This is a genomic window from Paenibacillus sp. FSL E2-0190, assembly GCF_037992965.1.
Lineage (GTDB): Bacteria > Bacillota > Bacilli > Paenibacillales > Paenibacillaceae > Paenibacillus_AQ > Paenibacillus_AQ odorifer.
Map to the genome: position 1 here is coordinate 4,625,006 of NZ_CP150306.1, position 25,080 is coordinate 4,650,085.

At 45.2% G+C, this 25,080-nt stretch carries 20 protein-coding genes; 2 read left to right on the forward strand and 18 right to left on the reverse strand.

What is annotated here, in order from left to right; all coding sequences use genetic code 11:
- Positions 1–65 precede the first annotated feature (65 nt).
- From NST25_RS20430 to NST25_RS20500, 15 genes are all read right to left on the reverse strand, one after another.
- Positions 66–1,901 carry an ABC transporter substrate-binding protein gene (locus NST25_RS20430; protein WP_340392383.1) on the reverse strand — a complete coding sequence of 612 codons (1,836 nt, stop codon included), beginning with the start codon at positions 1,899–1,901 and terminating at the stop codon, positions 66–68.
- Between the two features lie 91 nt (positions 1,902–1,992).
- On the reverse strand, positions 1,993–2,889 hold the full coding sequence (locus NST25_RS20435; RefSeq protein WP_036685756.1) for a carbohydrate ABC transporter permease: 897 nt from the start codon (positions 2,887–2,889) through the stop codon (positions 1,993–1,995).
- A gap of 17 nt (positions 2,890–2,906) precedes the next feature.
- Positions 2,907–3,866 (reverse strand): ABC transporter permease subunit, encoded by a 960-nt coding sequence (locus NST25_RS20440; protein ID WP_076130774.1) that lies wholly within the window; start codon positions 3,864–3,866, stop codon positions 2,907–2,909.
- A gap of 2,830 nt (positions 3,867–6,696) precedes the next feature.
- Positions 6,697–8,244 carry an MDR family MFS transporter gene (locus NST25_RS20445; RefSeq protein ID WP_076301775.1) on the reverse strand — a complete coding sequence of 516 codons (1,548 nt, stop codon included), beginning with the start codon at positions 8,242–8,244 and terminating at the stop codon, positions 6,697–6,699.
- Between the two features lie 40 nt (positions 8,245–8,284).
- Positions 8,285–8,956 carry a hypothetical protein gene (locus NST25_RS20450; RefSeq protein WP_076305541.1) on the reverse strand — a complete coding sequence of 224 codons (672 nt, stop codon included), beginning with the start codon at positions 8,954–8,956 and terminating at the stop codon, positions 8,285–8,287.
- The gene (locus NST25_RS20455; protein WP_076305540.1) at positions 8,949–9,635 is read right to left on the reverse strand and encodes a hypothetical protein; all 687 of its coding nucleotides are present in this window, start codon (positions 9,633–9,635) and stop codon (positions 8,949–8,951) included. The genes NST25_RS20450 and NST25_RS20455 overlap by 8 nt, the downstream gene beginning before the upstream one ends.
- 12 nt (positions 9,636–9,647) lie before the next feature.
- Positions 9,648–10,292 (reverse strand): YhbD family protein, encoded by a 645-nt coding sequence (locus NST25_RS20460; protein ID WP_076301777.1) that lies wholly within the window; start codon positions 10,290–10,292, stop codon positions 9,648–9,650.
- Positions 10,293–10,562: 270 nt separating this feature from the next.
- The gene (locus tag NST25_RS20465; protein WP_081386409.1) at positions 10,563–12,410 is read right to left on the reverse strand and encodes a fibronectin type III domain-containing protein; all 1,848 of its coding nucleotides are present in this window, start codon (positions 12,408–12,410) and stop codon (positions 10,563–10,565) included.
- A 324-nt stretch (positions 12,411–12,734) separates the two neighbouring features.
- Positions 12,735–13,343, reverse strand: a complete 609-nt coding sequence (locus tag NST25_RS20470; RefSeq protein ID WP_076130800.1) for a 50S ribosomal protein L25 — start codon at positions 13,341–13,343, stop codon at positions 12,735–12,737.
- 210 nt (positions 13,344–13,553) lie between these two features.
- Positions 13,554–14,519 (reverse strand): oligopeptide/dipeptide ABC transporter ATP-binding protein, encoded by a 966-nt coding sequence (locus NST25_RS20475; protein WP_036685744.1) that lies wholly within the window; start codon positions 14,517–14,519, stop codon positions 13,554–13,556.
- Entirely contained in the window at positions 14,512–15,495 is a 984-nt protein-coding gene (locus NST25_RS20480; protein ID WP_076130798.1) for an ABC transporter ATP-binding protein, read from the reverse strand. Before NST25_RS20480 ends, NST25_RS20475 begins: the two co-directional genes overlap by 8 nt.
- An 11-nt stretch (positions 15,496–15,506) precedes the next feature.
- Positions 15,507–16,430 (reverse strand): oligopeptide ABC transporter permease, encoded by a 924-nt coding sequence (gene opp4C, locus NST25_RS20485; RefSeq protein WP_036685740.1) that lies wholly within the window; start codon positions 16,428–16,430, stop codon positions 15,507–15,509.
- A 16-nt stretch (positions 16,431–16,446) separates the two neighbouring features.
- Positions 16,447–17,400 carry an ABC transporter permease gene (locus NST25_RS20490; RefSeq protein ID WP_339187788.1) on the reverse strand — a complete coding sequence of 318 codons (954 nt, stop codon included), beginning with the start codon at positions 17,398–17,400 and terminating at the stop codon, positions 16,447–16,449.
- 64 nt (positions 17,401–17,464) lie between these two features.
- Positions 17,465–19,213: an ABC transporter substrate-binding protein gene (locus tag NST25_RS20495; RefSeq protein WP_036685737.1), complete on the reverse strand. Its 1,749-nt coding sequence runs from the start codon at positions 19,211–19,213 to the stop codon at positions 17,465–17,467.
- Positions 19,214–19,447: 234 nt separating this feature from the next.
- Positions 19,448–20,350 carry a winged helix-turn-helix domain-containing protein gene (locus NST25_RS20500; protein ID WP_076301780.1) on the reverse strand — a complete coding sequence of 301 codons (903 nt, stop codon included), beginning with the start codon at positions 20,348–20,350 and terminating at the stop codon, positions 19,448–19,450.
- A 1,590-nt stretch (positions 20,351–21,940) separates the two neighbouring features.
- Here NST25_RS20500 and NST25_RS20505 point away from each other — a divergent pair.
- Both NST25_RS20505 and NST25_RS20510 read left to right on the forward strand, forming a co-directional pair.
- Positions 21,941–22,234, forward strand: coding sequence for a GNAT family N-acetyltransferase (locus NST25_RS20505; RefSeq protein WP_076134638.1), 294 nt, complete (start codon positions 21,941–21,943; stop codon positions 22,232–22,234).
- An 81-nt stretch (positions 22,235–22,315) separates the two neighbouring features.
- The gene (locus NST25_RS20510; RefSeq protein WP_340392386.1) at positions 22,316–23,161 is read left to right on the forward strand and encodes a GNAT family N-acetyltransferase; all 846 of its coding nucleotides are present in this window, start codon (positions 22,316–22,318) and stop codon (positions 23,159–23,161) included.
- 94 nt (positions 23,162–23,255) lie between these two features.
- On the opposite strand, the gene NST25_RS20515 is transcribed toward NST25_RS20510, so the two are convergent.
- From NST25_RS20515 to NST25_RS20525, 3 genes are all read right to left on the reverse strand, one after another.
- On the reverse strand, positions 23,256–24,023 hold the full coding sequence (locus NST25_RS20515; protein ID WP_076281448.1) for a hypothetical protein: 768 nt from the start codon (positions 24,021–24,023) through the stop codon (positions 23,256–23,258).
- 1 nt (position 24,024) lies between these two features.
- Positions 24,025–24,477, reverse strand: a complete 453-nt coding sequence (locus tag NST25_RS20520) for a flavodoxin (protein ID WP_076219230.1) — start codon at positions 24,475–24,477, stop codon at positions 24,025–24,027.
- Positions 24,478–24,648: 171 nt separating this feature from the next.
- Complete coding sequence (locus NST25_RS20525) at positions 24,649–25,014, reverse strand: VOC family protein (RefSeq protein ID WP_076304049.1); 366 nt, start codon at positions 25,012–25,014, stop codon at positions 24,649–24,651.
- Positions 25,015–25,080 lie beyond the last annotated feature (66 nt).

A 25,080-nucleotide genomic window follows, 5' to 3' on the forward strand; every position in this document is an offset into this window, starting at 1 on the left:
TTGAATAGAATAAGGCAGAACAGCCTCCACGCCGCCCCGCCTTATTTTATAGTTACTAGCCGTGTTTATTTAACGCTTTTACGGGCCTCGAACAATTCCTCAGCCTTTTTAATCGAGAATTCCATAACTTCGGAATACCCAAGACCATTTACCTTATCATGCATTTCTTTATTCAACTTGTCGTATTCCGCTTGATCTTTAGCAAAGACCATTTTCCAGGAAATCTGTTGAATAACCGTGCCGATTTGTTTATTCTTTTGTTCCACTGTTTTATCCATGGTTAATGGTTCTTTGCCAGTGAAGCCTTGTGGTGCTACAGCCAATAGATTGTTTTTCTCAAAATACTCCTTAGGAGTCAGAACGCCCATTTTCGCTCTCCAGTCACTATCAAGCTTGGAAGGGTTACGCTCTAGGGTTGTTGTCCACAGATTATGATCGAATGGCTCACTATTCTCTGGATTCACCATCGCCGGAACCACAAACGAGAAGTTCATTTGATTGGAGCCATAGTAGTAGTCACCCCCGCCGTATTCAGCAGGAACTTGAGTATTCTGTTGATCAGTATAAGCTTTCCAACCAAAATCAGTCACTGCAGGTTTGCCGTTTGCATCAATATCCCAAGTCAGACCTTGAGGTCCGTTAGGTACTGCTGTACCACTTCCTGCAGAAATCATTGCACCTTCCGGTGTGTACATCCAGTTAATGAATTCCATAATTCTAGCAGGTTCCTTAGCTTTTGCGCCGATTGCAATAATACCGTTACCACCGTAAACATTGAAGCCTGTGGAATACATCAATTCATCTTTGAACGGAACCAGCGCAAAACCTTTACCTTCGGCTGTTCTTTCTGGTGTATTGTAGTTAGCAGCTCCAAGCCATGGGAACCAAGAGAACAATAGACGACCATCTTTGTATTTCGCTACAACATCGTCAAATTTTTGCGTCATAGAGTCCGGATCAACCAGCCCCATCTGGTTAGCTTCAAAATACAGTTTGAGCGACTTCATGTACCAGCTATCTTCGGATAAAAAGTCATAATACTTTTCTTCATCTGCCTTAACATACACAGCAGTATCAGGAATTTCGTCATAGCCCATCATGTTAGCGAACTGTTTAGCCAATGTCATTTTATAGTTGCCATCCCAATCAGACCACATCGAGAAGGCATAGGTTTTTTTGCCTTGTTCATTCTTAGGCTCGAGCTCTTGCATTTTTTTCAGCACAGGCAGATAATCTTCAATCTTTGTAATTTCTGGCGCTCCAATTTGTTGGTAAAGATCAAAGCGCAGGTCTGGACCCCAAGTCATATCTTTTCCTTCAGAAGGTCCGGATGGGTTAGAAGCTACGCTGTTCCCCATACCAAAGACTGATGATCCACCGCCAAAAGCTACCTTTGCTTTCTCAATAGCTTTTGGAAAAGTGCTGGAAATGTCTTTTCCGTATTTGTCCAAAAGACCGTCCTGTGTCCAGTCCAAGAGCAGCTTTCCTTTGATGGCGTTTGGATAGTGGTTCTTGTCGTCACCGAAAATGATGATATCTCCAAGATCTCCGGAAGCCATCATTGCAGAGATTTTGGTATCTCCACCAGTCAGGTTTGAAGCTACAATGTCCATTTCGATGTTGAACTTATCCTTGATGATTTTTGCAAACCATCCGGTCTGTGGACCGGCATAGTTAGCGGTTGTTGAGAATACAGTCAGCTTCAGCGGCTTGGAATGATCAAGCGCTCCGTCATCCGGTGCTGCTGTCTCTTCCGCCGGGGCATTCGTGGCAGCCGACGTAGGTTTCTCTGTGCTCGTGTTTTTGCCCGAGTTAGCCGCATTATTCCCCCCGCCACATGCTGCAAGAACGAAGACCAGAATTACGGATAGCATGACAAGCGATGCTCTTCTTAATCTCATTGCTTTATACCCTCCCTTTCATCTCTTCACTTATAGTTCAACTCTGCTTATAACAGAGGAAAACCCAGTTCTAGTCCAGAGCGGCCACCCATCAGCCTTTAACCGCACCGATCATAATTCCTTTGACGAAAAAGCGTTGGAAGAACGGATACACGATCAAAATCGGCAATACGACGATCATCGTTACAGTCATCCGCACAGAGGTTGGAGTCTGCATATTCGCTGCACTAGCGGCCATATCTGGCGAATTACGAATTAAGGCTGCGAGCGAGCTGGATTCGTTCAAATAACGCCATAATAAGAACTGGAGCGTAAAGTATTTCGTATCTGTCATCAGAAACGCCGTATCAATAAAGGCATTCCACTGATTCACCGCTGAGAAAATCGTAATCGTAGCCAAGATAGGTGTTGTAAGAGGAACAATGATACTCCAGAACACCCGGAAGTAACCTGCTCCATCCATTGACGCCGACTCCTCAAGTGAGGGAGGAATAGCCTCGACGAAGGTTTTGACCAAAATGATATTAAAAGGAGTAATAATGGTTGGCAAAATATAAGCCAGGTAATTATTAGTCAGATGCAAGTTATGCATGGTGATATACCATGGGATCAGCCCTGCACTGAAATACATCGTAACTACAACACTGCGGTACCAAATACTCCGGCCCCACATTTCCTTTTTGGTGAACAAGTACCCAAGAAATGCCGAAGATCCAACGGTGAGCAAAGTACCAACAACTGTTCTATAAATAGAGACTGTAGCCGCATGACCTAAACCACTGATTCTTAGAACCTTACTATAGTTATCAAAATGGATCTGCCTTGGATAAAATTTGATATACCCTGCTGCGCTAAGATCATTCGAACTGATCGTATTAATGAACAAATAGTAGAATGGATAAATGCATGACAGGGTGAACAATCCAAAGAGTGTGTAGATAATAATTTGAAAGATTAATTCTCCAGAAGTTAGTTTTTTCTTTCTCAAATGGGATCACCCCTGCCTTAAATGATAGATTCGTCACGCACCATCTTGGATAATGTGTTTGCCGCGAACAGTAGAATTACACTAACAACCGACTTCAGCATACTGACAGCTGTGGCAAACGGAAAGTTGTTAGCGAACGCAATATTGTATACATAAAGATCCAGCACTTCTATGGAATCTTTATTCATCGCATTTTGAAAGGCAAAGTACTGCTCCATCCCGTTATTGACCAGGTTACCTATGGAGAGCAGCAGTAGGACAAAGAAGGTTGGGATAAGACCCGGAATGGTAATATGCCAGATTTTACGGAACCGGCTTGCACCATCCACCTCTACGGCTTCATACAACTCCTGATCAATGCCTGCGATTGCAGCAAGATAGAGAATGGCACCCCAGCCTAACGATTTCCACCAATACCAAATGATCATCGTGACCCAAATATTCGAGCTGGAGGCTAAAAAGTTATAACCCTCATCAACGATTCCAAGCTGCACTAAAATGTGTGTGATGACCCCGTTATCAACGGAAAACAACGAGAAGGCCAATGCATATACCAGAATCCAGCTGATAAAGTTCGGAATCGTGGTTAGCGTCTGCACCATCTTGCGATACCAGCCTGACTTAATCTCGGTCAGAAAAATCGCAAAGATCACTGGAAATATTGAGGTAATTAGTCCAAGTGAACTCATGGCAAGAGTGTTCTTCAGCACGCGCACAACCTCTGCGGTCTGTGTTGGATTGGATACAATCGTCTTGAACCATTTCAACCCGACATATGGCGTGTCAGACAACGGTATTCCGGGAATGAAATCATAAAATGCATAAATCCATCCGCTGATCGGCAGATAATAGAAAATAAAGGTGACAACAAGAAACGGAAAAGCCATGAAGAACAACTTATGTTTGTTCTTCATCTTCCAGCGGGATCGATGAACCGGATCGACGCTGGGAAGTAATTCACCAGAAGGTACCCCCATGTCGGAATCTCCTATACCCAGATTTTGATTACGTTTTCATAGTATCAGAACCTTTACGTATGACGAGATAGATCACAGAACGGCCTCACTGGAGAACCGTCTGATGCTTGTGAACCAAATTCGCATCTATTTCGACCATTTTCTACCTAATCGCTGTAGGTCTAGTAATGGAGAGCCTACATGCCTTTTGGCTTATAAAAAGCGGCAGGATGACAGGGAATTCCCGTCATCCTGCCGCTGATGGATATGCTTTGTTAAGGGTCGCTATGTCTGCTACATCAACTATGGTGCGCTTTGTCCTCTTCGTCTGCCACATCAACTGTGGTGCGCTTTGTCCTCTTCGTCTGCTACATCAACTATAGTGCGCTTTGTCCTCTTCGTCCGTTATATCAACTATGGTGCGCTTTGTCCTCTTCGTCTGTTACATCAACTATGGTGCGCTTTGTCCTCTTCGTCCGCTACATCAACTATGGTGCGCTTTGTCCTCTTCGTCCGCTACATCAACTATGGTGCGCTTTGTCCTCTTCATTTGTTATGGTCTTTCACACTTCATAGTTTTGGCATCGGACCCAGATGCACTTATTTCCGGAATTCAGCGCATTTCATCGTGCTATCGGACTCAGGTGCAGCTATTCACACAAATATAGTCCAAATATGAGCAAATTCATGCCGATAAGAGCTATACAGTCCGAAACTACGGCAAAGTAGCTCAAAAATCAGATATAGCGACTATACGGTCCCTAACACTCCACGAATCATTCTTAGGCACTCTTCTATCGAGAATCCATCACATTTACTCATGCTGTCGGACCCAGATACACTTCTCTCGGAAATTCATCGCTTTCCCTCACGCTGTCGGACTCATTCTTGGATCCATCACCTTTGTTCGTACTATCGGACCCAGGTGCACTTATTTCCGGATTTCAACACATTTTCTCGTGCTGTCGGACTCAGGTGCAGCTATTCACACAAATATAGTCCAACTGCGAGCAAATCCGTGGCAATAAGAGCTATACAGTCCGAAACTACGGCAAAGTAGCTCAGAAATCAGCAATAGCGACTATACGGTCCGCAACACACTTCATGCAGCAAAATCAGGCACTCTTCTCTCGAGAATTCATCGCATTTGCTAATACTGTCTGACTCATTCTTGGATTCATCGCATTTGCTCATGCTATCGGACCCAGATGCACTTATTTCCGGAATTCAGCGCTTTTCCTCGTGCTATCGGACTCAGGCGCAGCTATTCACACAAATATAGTCCAAATACGAGCATATGCATGCCGATAAGAGCAATACAGTCCGAAACTACGGCTAAGTAGCTCAAAAATCAGATATAGCGACTATACGGTGCCCAACACACTTCATGCAGCTAAATCAGGCACCCTTCTATCGAGAATACATCGCATTCCCTCATACTGTCTGACTCATTCTTGGATCCATCACATTTGCTCACGCTATCGGACTCAGGTGCACTTATTTCCGGAATTCAACACATTTTCTCGTGCTATCGGACTCAGGTGCAGCTATTCACACAAATATAGTCCAACTGCGAGCAAATCCGTGGCAATAAGAGCTATACAGTCCGAAACTACGGCAAAGTAGCTCAGAAATCAGCAATAGCGACTATACGGTCCGCAACACACTTCATGCAGCAAAATCAGGCACTCTTCTCTCGAGAATTCATCGCATTTGCTAATACTGTCTGACTCATTCTTGGATTCATCGCATTTGCTCATGCTATCGGACCCAGATGCACTTATTTCCGGAATTCAGCGCTTTTCCTCGTGCTATCGGACTCAGGTGCAGCTATTCACACAAATATAGTCCAACTGCGAGCAAATCCGTGGCAATAAGAGCTATACAGTCCGAAACTACGGCAAAGTAGCTCAGAAATCAGCAATAGCGACTATACGGTCCGCAACACACTTCATGCAGCAAAATCAGGCACTCTTCTCTCGAGAATTCATCGCATTTGCTAATACTGTCTGACTCATTCTTGGATCCATCACATTTGCTCACGCTATCGGACTCAGGTGCACTTATTTCCGGAATTCAACACATTTTCTCGTGCTATCGGACTCAGGTGCAGCTATTCACTCAAATATAGTCCAAATAAGAGCAAATGCATGCCGATAAGAGCTATACAGTCCGAAACTACGGCTAAGTAGCTCAAAAATCAGCAATAGCGACTCTACGGTCCACAACACTCCACCCATCATTCTTAGGCACACTTCTATCGAGGATTCATCACATTTGCTCATGCTGTCGGACCCAGGTGCGCTTATTTCCGGGTTTCAACACATTTTCTCGTGCTATCGGACTCAGGTGCAGCTATCCACACAAATATAGCCCAAATACGAGCATATGCATGCCGATAAGAGCTATACAGTCCGAAACTACGGCAAAGTAGCTCAAAAATCAGCAATAGCGACTATACGGTCCGCAACACTCCACGCATCATTCTCAGGCGCACTTCTATCGAGAATTCAGCGCACTCCCTCATGCAGTCTGACTCATTCTTGAATTCATCGCATTCCCACCTGCTGTCTGACTCATTCTTGAATCCATCGCATTCCCTCATCCTATCGGACTCAGATGCTCTTATTTCCAGAATTCATCGCATTTACTCAACCTTCGAACTCAGCTCCCTTACTTCGAGGGTTCATGCTCATTTGTACTCCCAACCACACATAAAAAGCAGCCTCTCAAATGAGGAGCTGCTCCATCACTTTACAACCCTAGTTTGTTTACAACCAATTCAATGCATTCCGCATAATGCGCACTATTTTCCGCTCGTCATTCGAATGCCCGCGCCTTCCGCCATTGCCTAATGCCCGGGCGCCTGATCTTTCCCCTCCGCGGAGGCATCCATTTTCTGGCGCCCCATAAAAAAGGAGGCCAGCAAAGCTAACGCAGCAGGAATAACCGCCCAAGCGAAGGTGTTCGCAATGGAAGAGGAAAGTCCCTCTGTAATTTTGCTCAAAATTTCCGGTGGAATCAGTGCTCTAGTCTCAGGCGACAGCAGGGAATGCGGATCTTTAAAATCCATAACCCCAGCAGCCCCCGCAGAAGCAGCTCCTCCTCCATTTGCTGTGAGCAACTTAGTTAGACTGCCCGAGAAATAATGGCTTTGAATAATGCCAAATGTGGTTATTCCGATGGTCATGCCAAGCGAACGAATGAAATTCAGTGTTGCGCTGGCGGAGCCGCGTTGCTGCGCAGTCAGACCATGAATGGCTGCCGTGCTTAACACAGAGAAGGAAGCGCCAATGCCTAATCCGATTAAAATCATATACAAGGTAACCAAGAGACGTGAAGCTTCCGGAGTAAGCGTTGCTACCAGTCCTGTGCCGATCACCAAAAGTACAAACGTAGGAATCAGCAGATTGCGGTAACTGGTTTTTGCCATCAGGAATCCTCCCGTTGTGGCGGTAATTACTGAGCCGACCATCATCGGCAGCAGGACAAGTCCCGAATTGGTAGCCGAACCCCCTAATACACCTTGGATAAAGATCGGGATATATACGGAAGCCACGATAAATGCAGCACCACTAAATAGCGCGCACAGAATGCTGACGGCGTACAGTCTTTTTTTGAATAACGCAAAGGAAATGATCGGCTCTTTCGCTCTCGTCTCTACAAAAAGGAACACTGCCGCCAATATAGCAAAAGCTGCAAATAAGCCGAGGATCATCGATGAGCCCCAAGCGTATTCTTTTCCACCCAGCTCCAACGCAAACATTAAGCAGATGACAGAGCCCAGCAATGTGCCCGCACCCAGCCAATCAATAGGTTGTTTGGAATGCTCATGTGACTCTTTATAAAAGAAAACGACCATCACAAAAGCCAACAGTCCAAGCGGTAAGTTAATATAAAATATCCACTGCCAAGCAATATGATCGGTGATATACGCGCCTAGCAATGGACCAAAAATACTTGATAATCCAAATACCGCACCAAATGCACCGCCCAGCTTGCCCCGTGTCTCCAGCGGTACGGCGTCGAACATTATGGCAAAAGCAATCGGCACTAGCGCGCCGCCTCCAATTCCCTGAATCGCCCGATAAGCAGCCAGCTGAGTAATCGTATCTGCCGTCCCGCAAAGCGCTGAACCCGCCATAAATACAATAATCCCAAAAACAAAAAACTTTTTACGCCCATACATATCAGACAGCTTGCCAAAGATAGGCATCCCCGCCATCTCAGCTACGAGATAAGCTGATGTTACCCAGACAAATTTGTCCATACCGCCTAGTTCCCCAACAATATTGCCCATTGCTGTAGCAACGATGGTGCTGTCCATGGAGGCCATCAGTATTCCCAACAGCAGACCTGCGATTACAATGCCCAGATTGGGCGCTTTGGCAGCACTCATTTATTCCACTCCCCATTGTCAAAAGATCTATAACTATGTGTTACAGCTTTACTTGATGCCTCACTATTGCATTCTTGTGAATCTCCAAAGCACTACGGTATTCCACAGTATCAATCTCACAGTCCACACCGATGATTACCCGATCTCCTCTGACAATATTTGCTTTTGTATTATTCAGCTCTATCGTATCGCCTTCAATGAGCCCAGCCTCAAAAAGCACTTTAGGATTCTGCTTCATCAAATGCAGGAATTTTCCGGTCTTGCTTTTTTTGATCGTTAAAGCACTGCCTCCAACCTCTTTCGCTCTACTTAGACCATATAAATTGATCTCCAGTTGCTCCGCACTTAGCAGTCCTGCCACATTGAGAGCGCCTGAAATACGCAGATGTTCACCTTCACAATTACCATTAACCTCCAAATTACCGTTAAGATGAATATCGTCGATTTTTACGGAGGCTGCTTTAATTTCCCCCTGCCCCCGCAAGGAATCACCTTCAAGATTACCCATAAGTGTCATCTCACCGGTTATTTTCATTTTGGTCATTAGCAGGTTTCCATCTACCCTGGCATTTCCAGTCAGGCTCAGCTTCTCACAATCTACATCCCCTGCAAAATGACCTTCCCCAGTAACCTTAATATCCCGAAAAAAGCCTCCCGCTGAGGTCGTTGTGCCCATTATTTTCAAATTACTCCGAATTGTTTCTTCAGTCACCGATCTTCTCCACCTTTCCAACCTTTGCTTCAGGATGTACTGTGATCTGATCACGATACTCTATCCGTTCGACAGTACAGCCTGGACCTACAATCACAATATTGCCCCTGATAACATCAGCCGTTGTATATTCCAAATCAATAAAATCTCCTTCAATAGTCCGAGCCCGCAGCTCCGATCTTAATTTAGGGATGATTCCACTTAACATTTTGCTCCAGACTCCACTATTCGTTTGCCGGATCACTAGACTCTCCACACCAATTTCATGTGCCTTTCCCTGCCCTTGCAGTTTGAAGTCTACATGTCCTGCACTAAGTAAACCTCCGACACTAAAGCTTCCTTCCCCCGTAAAATCCTCAAGCTCACAATCACCCTTGATATTCAGCATTCCATGAAGAGTGCAGCTTTCTCCCCGAATGCTCTCTCCGACAGTAATCATTCCGTCCACTTTTAGGGAGTTAAAACGCAAATGGCCCAGCACTTTCATCGTTCCATTGCATTCCGCTTCTTCCGCCGAGAGATCATTCTTCAAATTCATATGCCCGTTTCCTTTAAAAATTCGTGTCACGATGGGTCCCGTTACTTTGCCTACACCATCGATTCGCACGCTGTTATAAGTACCTCCTGCCCCCCCGCTGACTCCGTTTATAATCAGATCCGGCAGCTCTCGTTTGTCCATTACACTAACCCCCTATTCAACAAGCTTAAAAGCAAGCTTACCTTTCAATTGTTCTATTACATCTGCACTTAGTATTTTACTGACCAGCTTTACCCCTTCATCGAACCATAACTCCGCTGGTGCCTGAGCCAGAATAAAGGATGACACCCCCATTTTGCGGATAAAAAATAACTCCCAGCTGCCACTCTCAAGATTGGAGGCTTTATCCATTAAGGTTCGAAACAGCAGCTCTGCTTCCTCCATACTCATCTCCCCTGCACTAAGCAGGCGATCTACAGCCAATAAATAAGTGAGTTGATCGAAGCTATATCCATTCTTGACACCGAGCCTCTCTCCAAATTTCGCCAGCGTCATCGACGAAACAATGTTACGTTCTATAATTTCCGCAGCAGATACACTTACTCTGTCAAAAGAAGCCTTATCTGATAGCTTATCAGCCATTTCATCCAAAGAAAGTCCATCTTTCATATTCACAATATTATCGATACGGGACAAAATCATGTCTTTTGGAAAAAAAGTCTCCTGTCCAGTAAACGTAGATTTACGGATAAACCATTCCTCTGGAATCAACTGCTTCCGCTTCCAGCGGTACAATTGCCCATAAGATATACCGGTTAAATCCAATAGCTGCTTCTTTGAGATCAAATCCTCTTCCATGCTTATCACTCCTTGAAGCCATCGTAACATAACACTGTTACGTTGTAAAACCAATAAATTAAACTCACCTCATACCTACCTACGCTAGCAACCATCGTGTCCTAACGTCTCCCCCAAAGATTTTAAAGCATACCTTAAGAGCAGACCTCCGTCTTGAGAAGGATTTAACGGTCATTCACTATTTTTCCCACAAAAAAAGACTGCCCCCGCCGCTATAAATAGCAGCATGGAACAGCCTTCTCTTAGAATGATTTTTACGATCTGCTAATCTTACTGAACAAAAGTATAATGTGCTGAATCATATTGCGGGCCGGATTTTTCGTAAGTGAACCAGTACTCAATACTGCTGCCAGCGCTTAATCCACTCACCGTCTGCTTCCATGTTCCTGAGTTATTAGTCATCCTGTAATTAAGCTGGGAACCCCCATTAATCTTGTAATGCACATCTACATAAAGGGCACTGGTTACAGGTGTAATATAGATACTCGCCTCTGTAGCAGAAAGTCTCGTTACCCCTGCTGTAAAGTCAGCCGTCACATGATCACCGCCTCCGCTGCCTCCAGTGGGATTAGTAGTAACTGTTGCGGTATTACTAGCGGAGGATAAATTACCTGCTGCATCCGTGGCTTTTACTGTAAACGTATAGGCTGTGCTTGGAGTAAGTCCACTAACAGTAGCTGTAGTTCCCCCCACAGTGGACACCTGCTGTGTTCCGCGATAAACAATATAACCTGTAACGCCAACATTATCGGTAGAAGCGGACCAGCTTAAGCTAACTCCTGTATCCGTCTTACTGGTTACCGTTAGATTAACGGGAGCGGTTGGCGCGGTTGTATCCCCAGTATTACCACCACCCGTCAAATATTGACCTGTGAATGGATTAAACCGGTGCAGGGACATTATTAACCAACCTGTGCTGGAAACACAGTTTTGCTGCGCCATCACCCAATAACTGTTGCTGGACCCTTTCAGCGAGTAGGGAATACCCCCAAGCGAAGCACCGCTTGTGCCTTGTTTTTTAATAATCTCTGTATTAATAGCGTCTGCCTTTGAGGCATTGCCTTGCAGATAATAAGCGAGCGACATGAATGCGCTTCCTTCAAACCATACGTCAGCACCCGTATTGCCAATTTGATTTCCGTTATCGTCATACGCTGGCAATACTTCATCTGTCCAGTCAAAATCATATCCGGTGAGCGTATTCCCAGCATCATTGTAAGTAAGCGTCTGCTTGTAACGCGGATTCGCAAGTGTTCCCGGGGTGCCGGAGGCATTTTCCACATAGGTTAAGCTTGCGCCGTAGTTATGTGTTCCGGATACGCCTAAAGCTAATACTCCCCAAGGATTCACGTCTAAAGGTATTTTGGGGTCGATCAGATTTGTATCGTTTTTCCAGCCCCCCTTGAAACGTTTGACTGTGTCATCCCACACATAATTATCCAGGAAGGTTTTGACTCCAGAAGCCGCACTGTTATAAGTGGCTGCCTTTGAGGAATCCACCGAAGCATAATACTGCAATACCCGGTAAATATCGATATTGTGCTCGGTTGAGCTCCAAGGCTCATCGGAATTACTCCAACCACTCCATCCCCCTGCGATACTGCCATTAGCCTTTTTATACTGTAAACTCCAATCTAGTGCTTTGAGCGCCATTGGACGATACCGTGAATCATTATATTGCTTCTCATAAGCCATAGCAGCCATTGCCATCCATACAACGGGTCCCACATGTTTACGGATTTCTTCTCCGAAGCCGTTGTTATACCAATAAGAATTCAGCCAGAAGCCTGATGGATCTTGAATGTCCCGCATTTTGTTCAAAACCTGCTCTGCCCGCGTCCGTTCACCCTTTACAATAAAGGCGATAGCTGCAACCGCTTGATCATATGTGTATACAATCTGTTTGGGGTTGTTTGGTCCCCAGAAATCTTCAAAGCTATCTACCAGTCCCTCAAAAGCATACCCCGCTGTTGCATCCTGCTGGGCCTTCAGCCAGATTAAAGCACGATTTGAAGCGTCACTTGCAGCATCTGCATTCGCTTTTCCACCAAAGGGTAGAGCTACCCCAAGCACCAGCAAACTTGTCATTAAGATCGAAAACAGCTTCCTCATCTTCATAACTTTCCTCCTCTTAATCATGATGAACTAGGCAATAAGAGTTCTTTGAAGCATAAAAACTAAAGCGTTTTCAAACAGCAACAACAGGGACTTTTGAATATTTTACCATGGTAATTGTCCTCATTTTCAGGCTTAGAAACCCGTTCGTCAACGATTTTATGTAAATTTTTAACTAAATGAGGCGAAACAACCAAAATTGCCATTTGAGAAATCATACGAAAGACCAGCATCATTTTTATGAATTCATATTTATGAAGACAAAACAAAAAGAGCAGACAGCTCCTTTATAAGGATTCTATCTGCTCTTTACTATTTATCTCTATACTATTCTGCTTTATCTTCGCCAGCAGTTTCAGCTACAGCGGGTTCAGCAGTATCTTCTTCTGTTGGCTCTTGCGCTGCTGGAGGTGAAATACGGACAATCAATGTGTCCTCAGGCGTCAATACTTCCCAGCCTTCATGCTTCGGCAAATCAGATACCAGCAATTGATCACCAATATCTAGTCCACTGATATCCACTTCAAAGGATGCAGCTATTTTATCTGGAAGTGTGCGAATATCCAGCTCATGCAATTCAATTTGTTGCACGCCGCCGCTCTTCACACCTACTGGTTCACCTGTAAAGTGGAACGCTACTTTTGTATCCAATTTGGCCTTCATATCAATCTGCTGAAAATCAATGTGCAGCAGTTGTTTGGAAATTGGCTGACGTTGGATTTCTTGAATAACCACGTTCTTTTTGCCCGAGTCTGGCAATTCCAAAGTAAGAACAGCCCGTGGGTTGCTGGCTAAAATACCTGAAATTGTCTTAGCATCCGCTGTAAAGGACTGGCTATCTGAACCTGCACCGTACACGACTACCGGTACAAAGCCTTTTCTGCGCTGTGAAGAAGTCGAGCCGGATCTTTCTGTCAAACGTACTGTTGTATTCACGATGATTCCTCCTAAGTAGGGATTTTATACTAGACCGATTAGATATGTACGCCTAACCTAACCACTCTCTAATTACCCCATTGACCTGGCTTTGAAACCTCTCACGACTTTTGAGCCCAGGCAAAAATAAGGTCAAATTGTATTATTATACAATTCAACATTAATTATTCATGTCTTAGGAGTAAATCATTGCTATATTTGTGACAACTATTAAACTAAATGACAAGCTACAAAATGGTTACTGCCAACATCACGAAATACCGGGATTTCAGATCTGCAAACCTCTTGCGCAAAGGGACAACGGGTATGGAATTTACAGCCAGAAGGCGGATTTACCGGACTCGGAATATCTCCCTTAAGTACAATTCTTTCCCTTTTCAGCTTTGGAATAGGAATCGGAACAGCCGACAGCAGCGCTTTGGTATACGGGTGGAGCGGATTCTTAAACAGTTCATCTCTTGAAGCCGTCTCCATCATAGAGCCCAGGTACATGACACCGATTCTTGAACACAAATGCTCCACAACACTCAAGTCATGGGAGATAAACAAATACGTTAACCCTCGACTCTGCTGGAGCTTACTGAATAAATTAATAATCTGTGCTTGGATGGAAACATCCAGTGCTGAAACTGGTTCGTCTGCAATGATCAGCTCAGGATTCAAAACAAGCGCACGGGCGATCCCGATCCGCTGCCGCTGCCCCCCGGAGAATTCATGCGGAAAGCGATCAATATGATAAGAAGATAACCCGCAAGCCGCTAGCGCTTCAAGCACCAGATCTCGCACCTCGGACCTTGAGCATAGACCATGATCCAGTAAAGCTTCACCAATGGCATCACCTATACGAACCCGTGGGTTAAGTGAGCTATAAGGATCTTGGAAGATCAACTGCATTTGGGGTCTAATATTGCGCAATTCAGCGGGCGACAGGGAGTGAATGTCTATCCCTTTGAACTTGATCTCACCTGCCGTTTTATCCGTTAGCCGTAAAATCGTCCGTCCGACTGTACTTTTGCCGCTCCCAGATTCCCCTACAAGCCCAAACGTTTCCCCAGGTTGAAGTGTGATGCTAATATCGTCAACAGCCTTTACATGCCCAACGGTTCGGTTAAGCAGCCCCTTAGTAACAGGAAAATATTTCTTTAAATGATTGACCTCAAGCAGTGCTTCAGGCATGAACAACCGCCTCCTCATACAACCAGCAAGCTACCTTTTGTCTGCTGGCCACCTCTTTAAGCTGGGGCTGCTGGCTGACACATACAGGCATGCAATGCTCACAGCGGTCATGAAAATAACAAGAGGGCACCAGCTCAAGCGGATTTGGCACTTGACCTGGTATGGAATACAGCTCATCCTGTCGCTGATTGATTACCGGCTTCGATTTGAGCAGCCCTTTTGTATAGGGATGTTTGGGGTTGTTGAACAATTCAACAACTTCACCCTCCTCCACAATCTTTCCGGAATACATAACAATCACATAATCGGCCATCTCTGCCACTACGCCAAGATCATGGGTGATTAGTAGAATGGACATGCCCGAGCTATCTTTAATTTCACGCAGCATATCCAGAATTTGCGCTTGAATCGTTACATCCAGCGCCGTAGTCGGTTCATCAGCAATCAATAGCTTTGGACTGCAGGCAATGGCAATAGCAATCATAATCCGCTGCAGCATACCTCCACTTAATTCATGCGGGTAACTATCAGCAATTTGCTCTGGTCGTGATATGCCTACCTGCTTAATCAGTTCAATCGCCCGGATGCGCGCCTGTTTCTTGTTCATCTTCAAATGTACAATCAGCGGCTCCATGATTTGCTCACCGATCTTGATTACAGGATTAAGGGAGGACATGGGCTCCTGAAAGATCATCGCGATCTCATTCCCGCGGATGGTCCGCAGTGTGTTTTTGTCCATTTTCAACAAATCTTCACCCTGAAAATCAATTTTCCCTTGGGCTACCTTGCCCCCGGGTTCCTCAACAAGCCCCATGATGGACATCGCGGTCACGCTTTTGCCGCAGCCTGATTCTCCAACAATACATACCGTCTCTCCCTCGCGAACACGGAAGCTTACATCATCAACGGCTTTCACTTTTCCTTCTTCCGTGAAGAAGTATGTACTTAGACCGTCTATATTCATTAAATCACTCATCTGAGGGTCACCTACCTCTTCTGTTTAGGATCAAGCACGTCCCGGAGTCCGTCCCCAAAGATATTGATCGCGATCACTGTCGCAAAAATCGATAACCCTGGTGGAATCCACAGCCACGGCCGATCCTGAAAGTCGATCATATTATTCGCAGCATCAATCATATTGCCCCAGGTTGGAGTTGGCGGCATAACACCTAGTCCAAAAAAGCTAAGAACCGATTCACTCAATATAGCACCACCGATGTTAAGGGTAGCCATAACGATCAGCAACGGAACGATATTCGGCAGCAAATGATTAAACAATTTACGCCGGTCACGGAGGCCTAATACTACCGCCGCCTGCATAAACTCACGTTCACGCAGACTAAGCATTTGCCCCCGTACCATACGTGCCATACCCGGCCAGCTAACAATACTAAGCATCAGCATAACGATATACATCCGATAATCCGTTGGAATCTTCCACTCCGATAATAACGCACCAAAAATAAAGAGCAGTGGCAGACTCGGAACCGTCAACAGAAGATCCGCAATCCGCATTATGATTTGATCAGCAATACCGCGGTAATACCCAGCAATAGCCCCCAAAAGAGCACCGATAAACACCGAAAGAACCATTGACGCTAGTCCCACGGTCAGTGAAATGCGCCCCGCCTGCATTACCCGGGTCAGAATATCTCTGCCCAGTGCATCGGTGCCAAGCCAATGCTTCATATTGGGTGCCTTGTTCATCATGGCCATATTAATTTTGTTATCCGTATAGGGTGAGAACAGCGGACCAATAAAACAAAGCGCAAACATAAAGATCACCACCACAAATCCGGATACCGCCAGCTTGTTCTTCAGCAACCTCCGCATAGATTGCCGGAATAAAGAGGATTTTCCTTTGGTGGTCTGCGGCTTCGCGATCCCAGCTACATTACTTTGAACTGCCACGTCAGCTTCCTCCTCTCTATAGCCGAACTCTAGGATCGGCAATCCGGTACAAAATATCCGAAAGCAACGTTCCTATGACGGTAAGTATGGCAATAAACATCGTAAAGCCCATCAGTAAAGGATAATCCCTTAGTCCGAAGGACTGCATATACAGTTGGCCAATCCCAGGCCAATTGAATATTTTCTCAATAATAAGTGATCCGCCAAATAGTGCCGGAAGCTCAAAACCAACCAGTGTAATTGCGGGCAGCAAGGCATTACGTAAGGCGTGTGTAAAGAGCACCTTGCGTTCTTTCAGGCCTTTGGCGCGTGCCGTACGGATATAATCCTGTTTTAAGACATCGATCATATTACTGCGGAAATAACGGGTGAGCGAACCTAATCCCAGAAGGGTCATAACCACAACCGGAAGGGTCATATGCATTACGATCTCCTTAAAGTAAGCCAAACCCGTAGCATTACTACCCGTGGTGATTATTCCACCTGGAGGCAGCCACTTGAGATCGACGGCCAGGATTTTGATCAGGAATAAGCCTATAAAAAATGACGGCAGCGACATTGCTGCGAATATAGCGATCATCACGAGTGTATCGAACCAGGAATATTGCTTATAGGCAGAGATGACGCCAATAATGACCGCAATCACCCACGTCAGAAACGTAGATACGGCAGCCAGCAGAAAGGAATTCCAAATATAATCATTAAAAAGCTGCAGCACAGGCTTTTGTTGGGCTAAGGAATACCCGAAATCACCATGCAGCGCATTCTTCATCCAGATCCCATACCGTTCAAGCACAGGCTTATTTAAGCCGTAGATTTCACGCAGCTCAGCTTTGCGTTCAGCGGTCAATTTAATATTTCCGGTTATGAAGTCACCGGGAGTTGAAGCATACAAACAGAAGATCAATAATGATGCCGCAAATAAGATGATGACCATGTACAACAGTCTTTTCGATAAATAAGCGCTCATGACAGACTCCTTATGATTCGTCCCCTGCCCTTGAATCCAGTCAGGGCAGGGGACACTGGTTTATTTATTTCAGGCTCCAAGTTGGCAGACTGCCAGCAAGACCGATGAACGGGCTGACCGATAGATTCTCAATACGTCCGTTATAGGCGTATACTGTCTTTTTATAACTTGTAAAAATAATAGGCAGTTCATCATTGAAAAGCTGATACAGCTCTTTATATACCGCTTTGCGCGCCTCAATATCAGTAGTGGCCAAGGCTTTGTTGTACAGCTCCAGGAATTTCGGATTGTCATAATCCGTGATTTCTCCATCGAAGAATTGCATGAACCCGTCAGACGGATCAGTCAACATGCTTGTGGAGAAGGATACGAGATCGTAGTCCCCACCTTCTACTTTCGATACCAGTGAGTTAAAGTCTGCGAAAACCTCAGGCTGGAATTCGATACCCAGCGCTTCAAAATTCTCTTTAGCTACAGCGATGAAAATATCTGTGTTTTTACTCTTCGAACCGAGGTAATGGATGGACAGCGGTTTGCCATCTTTTTCACGGATCCCCCCCGCGCCTACCGTCCAGCCAGCTTCATCGAGTAATTGTTTTGCTTTTTCCGGATCATATTTGTAAGGATTAATACCTTCCTCCGTGTAAGACCAAGAGATAGGGGATGCCGGGATGTTGGCAATAGACCCTGCACCTTGTGCTGCATCCACATAAATACTCTGACGATCCAAACCGTACACAATAGCTTGACGTACAAGCTTATCCTTGAGCTGCTCATGCTTCAGGTTAACTTGCAAGTAACCATAGGTGCTTGGAGTGTAAGGAATAATATTCACAAAACCGAGTGCTTTCAGCTTCTCGATATTCTCGTCAGTCGCACTAAAGGAAGCGTAGTCCACTTCACCAGTTTCTACGAACTGCCATACGTCGCCTTCCGTAGTTTTGTAGATGAAATGCTCCGTCTTTGGTTTACCTTTGAAATAATTCTCATTCGCTACAAAACGCACTTCTTGACCTGGAATAAATTTCTCCAGCTTGTAAGGACCATCGCCAAGTGGCTTCTCATGCAGCTTTTTAATGTATTCAAGATTTCCAATTTTATAGTCCTTGCCATAGTAGGCTTTCGACAGTACGTTTGATCCGAGCTGTACCAGCGCCGTTGCGTTCGGTTGCTCAAGGGTTGCTGAGATCGTCTGTGGATCAATTACTTTAATGCCCTCAACTGTAGGGGATGTACCTTCCTTATAGGCTTTGCCGCCTTTAACATTTAGCGATGGAAGCTGGGAGCTACCGTCATACGATTTGTCGTATTGGATCGTCCATGTAAATGCCACATCATCCGCTGTTAACGGTGAACCGTCGCTGAATTTCAAATCTTTTCTCAAGTGGAAAGTGTATGTAAGCTGATCATCCGAAACATCCCAGCTCTCCGCAAGTTCCGGCGTTGGAACGCCTTTGTCATCAACAGTTACGAGAGAAGCGTATAGCAGTGAAGAGACATTGCCATCATAACCACTTTGTTGAAAATAAGGAGTGAACGCTCCGCTTGGGTCCGTAAGCCCGACGATAATGGTATCTGTACGTTTCTGGGCCACCGCTGGAAGTTTGGATAAATCCGTGGCAGTAAAAGGTTCGCTTAGAGCACCCGCAGGAACGATCTCTGGTGCAGTGGTTGCTTCCACATTGGTTGAATTGGAGCCTGCAGCCGCATTGTTTGCGGATGAGGATTCGTTATTACTGTTGTTAGCGCAAGCAGAAAGTAACAGTGACCCCGTAAGCAGTAATGAAGTGATTACAATCGCATTTTTTCTCATGTACCTATCTCCCTTTTCTCTCTGAATAGAATAATAACTATAATTCCTACCCGTTAAGTATGAATAACATCTGATGTTCATTATAGAAAGGTTTTCTAGTTCTGTAAAGAGAGAACTTCAAAAAAATTCTCCATAAACAGAATTAGGCGATAATTAAAACAAATAAAAAAAGCCAAAACCCTCTCTGCATAAGAGAAGTCCTGGCTTTCAGGCGGTTATATTTTTAAAAAATCATTATTTCAAATACTCGAATAGCTGCTCATTCATCCGATGAATGCCTTCAAGACGCAGACTGTATCCGGTGACATTCTCCCCTTCAATATAGGCATGAAGTAAACCTGCACAACGAAGATTAAAAATATGATCATGCACAATCCCCTTCGAGATCCCCGCATGCTTAACAATTTCGGTAAACGTCTTACGGCCACCACTAAGGGCTTGGAGGATTTTTAGCCGGCTTTTTTCACTCAGACTACGGATCGCTCTGTACATAAAAGGAGAGATTTCCTCATTCTCCATCGATATCCACGCCGCATAATGGCAGATCGTTAATTCCCCATAGCAATAGATAATATTAGCAGGCTGAAAATGATACTGTGGAATCAGTACGAGCTTCTTAAGCCCATCCGTAGGCATGAAGTAAAATCCGTTGGTCGTCTTGTTCACGAAATCCGCAGTGTCCAGTCCATTAAGCTCCATGTTCTTGGAGTCCGCATGCTGCTGTAGTTTGCTCAAAATCGCAGGATTGCATTGGCTAAAGTACTGGCGGTTCCACTCGGAGAGCAAAAATACTACGCGGTTACGGTAATCCTCCATATGGCTTGGAAATACCTTTACATACTTTGATAAGGTCTCATATAACTCACCAACCGATAACCCTTCAATCCATTTCAACACACTGTCTACATCATCTTTAAATGGACAACAGTAAATGAGCAGATTCAACATTTTCCACTCATTGTTTAGTTCGGTTTCTTTCAAACGGGACAACAGCTCTTCACTGAGCGTGCTTTCAATTTCATTAGCCCACGCTACCCCTAAATCAATCTTCTTATAGGATTTTTTGCAGAGATAAGTATGTAAGCTGTTCAACAATTCATAAATCGATCCAAATTCAACCTCAACCTTGTATTCCACAATGATTCCTCCTGCTAGCGGTTCTTTTCAGTAGTGAGATATTCTCTTAATCTTATTGTATTATCCTGAGAATACGCAAGCTACTCTATAAACGGGAGTGCATAAAAATTCATTAGCTGCTGTTTCTGCTCCGAATTTTCTGTATTGCACGCTGGTTTAGCTGTCATTTCCGCGAGCGTGGACGCTATCGGACACAACTGAGCTTGTGCTAATGGCGTCTGCCGTAGGCTTCAGCGCGAGATCAGGACTCTGCGCTATCGGACTCAGTTGACCTTGTGCTAATAGCGTCTGCTGGGTCCGTAATCTCCTGCGGGAGATCAAGACTCAGCTCTATCGGACTCAGTTGACCTTGTGCTAATAGCGTCTGCTGGGTCCGTAATCTCCAACGGGAGATCAAGACTCTGCTCTATCGGACTCAGTGGACCTTGTTCGCAGTATTATCCCCTTTTTTGTGTGCTATCGGACTCCATAGACGCTATGGGCATAAAATAGGCCTATTTCTCGTGCTTATTCCAAAGGAATAACTGCACTGGGGTCCGAAACTTTGCTCAAAAGGCTAAATATGTGCGAATAGCGTCTGCTGGGTCCCTAAGCATCAGTGGGGAATTAAGACTCTGGACCGTAAGCTTCTGCGACGGATTGGGATCCTACGATATTGGACACCTATCGGACACAGTTGACCTTATTCGCAGTATTATCCTGTTTTTTGCGTGCGATCGGACTCCATAGGCGCTATGGGCATTAAAAATGCCTATTTCGCGCCTATTCCAAAGGAATAGCTGCACTGGGGTCCGAAACTTTACTCAAAAGGCTAAATATGTGCAAATAGCGTCTGCTGGGTCCCTAAGCATCAGTGGGGAATTAGGATTCTGGACCGTAAGCATCAGCGGGGGATTAGGACTCTGGTCCGTAAGCTTCTGCGGCGGATTAGGATCCTACGCTATCGGACACAGTTGACCTTATTCGCAGTATTATCCCATTTTCAGCATGTTATCGGACTCCATAGGCGCTATGGGCATTAAAAATGCCTATTTCGCGCCTATTCCAAAGGAATAGCTGCACTGGGGTCCGAAACTTTGCTCAAATGACTAAAAATGTGCAAATAGCGTCAATTGGGTCCGTTAGATTCCGCAGAGATTAGGACAAGCGAGAGTTAGGGGTTCGGGGTTCCCTGGATCCAGCGTTCTGAGGTTCCGAGGTTCCAAGGGTTCGGGGTTCGGGGGTTCCATGGTTCCGGGGTTCCGGGGTTCCGGGGTTCCGGGGTTCCGGGGTTCCGGGGTTCCGGGGTTCCGGGGTTCCGGGGTTCCGGGGTTCCGGGGTTCCGGGGTTCCGGGGTTCCGGGGGTACCAGCGTTCCCATGTTGCCAGTTTTCAACTTACCAAAACAATACTCGAGGTTAGTTAACTCTCACTTGCTCATATTCTGCTATAGCCATGTTGCCCACATGAACAAAAATGCAGTGCAGCGATCCTCGGGTAACAAGGAAAACAACATTCAACCCGAAGAACAATCAATCTGGTTCGCTCCTCGCTTTTTGCAATTCATGGTAGTAAAATATAGGCAATAACTAATTAGGAGTGAAGCCATAAGATGCAAATTCAAAATGAAAACGGACGTTTTTTTGTTGCTAATGACGGTAAGGACCTTGCCGAAATCACATACAGTTTGGATAAAGAAGCCGGGGAATTAGTCATTGACCACACCCGTGTCTCCGAAGAACTGCGCGGTCAAGGTACTGGACAAGAGCTTGTACGTGCTGTTGTGGACAAGGCTCGGAATGAGAATTTAAAAATTGTACCCGTATGCTCCTATGCTGCGCATCAATTCGAGAAGCACCCGGAGTACAAAGACGTGCTGAGCGGGAATACTGGCGGGAGAGCTTAAACCTGCTCCCGTTTCCGCGAAGCTTTTTTAGTAACTATGCGAACTTATAATAGTTCAAATACACTTTAGGGGGAAACGGGTTTGACGACTGTCGACACTTTTAAGAATATTGAGGAATTACAACAACGCTGTGAGCAATATGAAGGAATCTCATTAAAACTGAATTGGGATATGCTCCGCCAGCCATCAAGCGCAGGTGATACGGAATGGCTCGTGACTTATGAGGACGAATTACTGGTCGGTTTCTTGGGACTCTATGGTTTTGGAAGCGATATGGAGGTCTGTGGCATGGTTCGGCCAGGCTACCGTCGACGCGGAATCTTCACCTCTCTATGGAACCGAGCACAAACCATAATCAAGCGCAATAAAGTCTCTACTCTTCTTCTAAATGCACCCGCCGCTTCTTCATCTGGAACTGCTTTCCTGCAAACCTTGCCTCTGCAGTTCAATCACGCTGAATATCAAATGAAATGGGATGGCAATTCCATGGTGTCATCTGATGTCAGCTCAGCAACAGGGACTGTCGTCTTACGGCCAGCTCGTGAAGAAGAGGCACACATTCTAGTCGAACTGGATTGTGGAGGTTTTGATATGAAGACAGAAGATGCTGCAGAGCAGTATGAGTTGCACAAACAGGAAGGTATGCAAGAGAATATTATGATCGAGATGGACGGCAGGCCTGTTGGGAAGATGCGAGTGTGGACTGAAGATAATGAATCCTGGATCTATGGATTTACAGTCGACAAAAAGCTACGTGGGCTTGGCATTGGCCGCAGCGCCCTTCTTCAGACCATCGAACGAGAGCGCAAAAATTATAATGGTGTAAATCTGGAGGTCGCACTGGATAATCCCAATGCACTTAAGCTGTATGAGAGCTGCGGCTTTGTCATTCAGAATAAACAGGATTATTACCGATATATCGGCTAATCCCCAGACCTACTCTTGAGATTTTAATAAAGCAGTCACAATAAGACCTCCTTACTTGCTGGTGTTCTAACCTGCAGATAAGGAGGTCTATTTATTATAGTAAATAATTCGCTTCGCCTCTCTCATTTCTACGATCGCTGCAGCTTAAGGAACCGTCAGCTAACACTTCCCGCTCAAGAAATACCGATAACAGACGCACATAATCCAGTGACTCCATAATCGAGATTGCCTCTCCATCAAAGCAGTATTTACGTCCATCCAGCAGCGAGAAAACTTCCACGGTCTCCGCTGGCTCACCATAAGCATGATGGCAAAAAACATTGGCCATATGCATAAATCCAGTGATGATATCCTCATTGCCATTAACCATAAATTTCTGAATGTTCACGCTTCGGCCACTTTTTGAAGAGTTCCAAGCCAGCTGCGTAATCATCGATAACTCCAAATTCAGCGCTGGAACTGGAACATGCCACTGTTCATATAACATCACTGGAATCTCCTGTAGATGATTGCTTGAAACGATACGCATAAGCTCATCAGCTACACTCGTTTTGATATCCCAATATTGCAAAAGGGAGGGAAAAGCATCTCCCCTAGGAGGCCACCGGCGTTCTAACAGAAATTGTATAGGTGTCTCTCTTCGCACTTCCGGCAACAGACTATAGAAGTCATTAAGTGTATGCCCCACAGCATATTGAACCTGCTGACGCCAGCGTGGGAGCCCCGTCGCTGGAGCTCCGCTAGCTAAATTCTCAGTCCCGCCCAGCATAATATGCTCCATGCGATAATCGTGCAGCCGTTTATACGGAGGGCTATGTACATCCCTTGGTTTGTTAAACCAACTTCCCACTGGCCCACCCATCTTAGGTTACCGCCATACAGGCTTCGATGAATTGACGTCCGAATTGACGGCAGGCTTCTTTTTCGGCAGCATTAGGGCCATACTCAATCTTTAGGCTATCTTGCAAAATGACTGCTCCACGCTCCTTTAGCTTCTCCTCGATAACATCCACTGCCCCACAATAAATGGCGTAGCCTGTATCTCCACTACCAAAAACTGCTGACTTCATAGCAGTCAAATCAAGTTCATCCATCTCCTCATAGAAATCAAGAGATTCATCCGGCAACTCTCCGTCTCCCCAAGTGTATGCCCCTAGCAGAACGCCTTCATATGATTTTATCTCAATCGCATTACATTCAGTGACTGACTTCAAAACAGCCTCACCGCCTGCTTGGCGTATTCCTTCTACAATCAATTCAGCCATTTCCTCAGTGTTGCCAGTTAAACTAGCATATGCCACAAGCACTCTAGCCATAAACTCCTGTTCCTCCCCTACTAACACCTTAAATTTAAATCATATACGCTTCACCTCATTCTATTTGATAATGATTATCATTGTCAATAAATAAAGTTAAAAAAACGCAAACTTCCCGTTATTACACACGGTTGAGGTTTGCGCTCCGTCTCATTTTTCTTAAAAAGAAGCTTAATAAGCACCTTCCAGCAAGGTTATGTGATTCCCATCAGGATCACGAAAATTCATTTCTTTACCGCCATATTCCATCGTAACAGGTGGCTGACAATCCAGTCCCTTAGCTTTCAACTGCTCGTATGTCTCATCCAGATTATCACAGCCGAATACTAAATTAACAAAACCTGTCGTAAGATTTTCCCACTTTGCAGCATCCCAAATAATAATTCCCGGCTGTTTCTTGCCAAAGCCAAGCTTTGCCCCGTCGAAATTACCGTAACCTTCGAAAGGCATAGGAATTCCTAGTACCTCCGTATAAAATTTAGCTGACACCGCAGTATCTTTAGTGTAAATGTTAGTCCCTTCAAAAGTCGAAATCATAACTTGTCCCCTCTCATTCTCATAATATGTCTCATTTCTTACTTGGGTTTAGTCTAACAAGGTTGA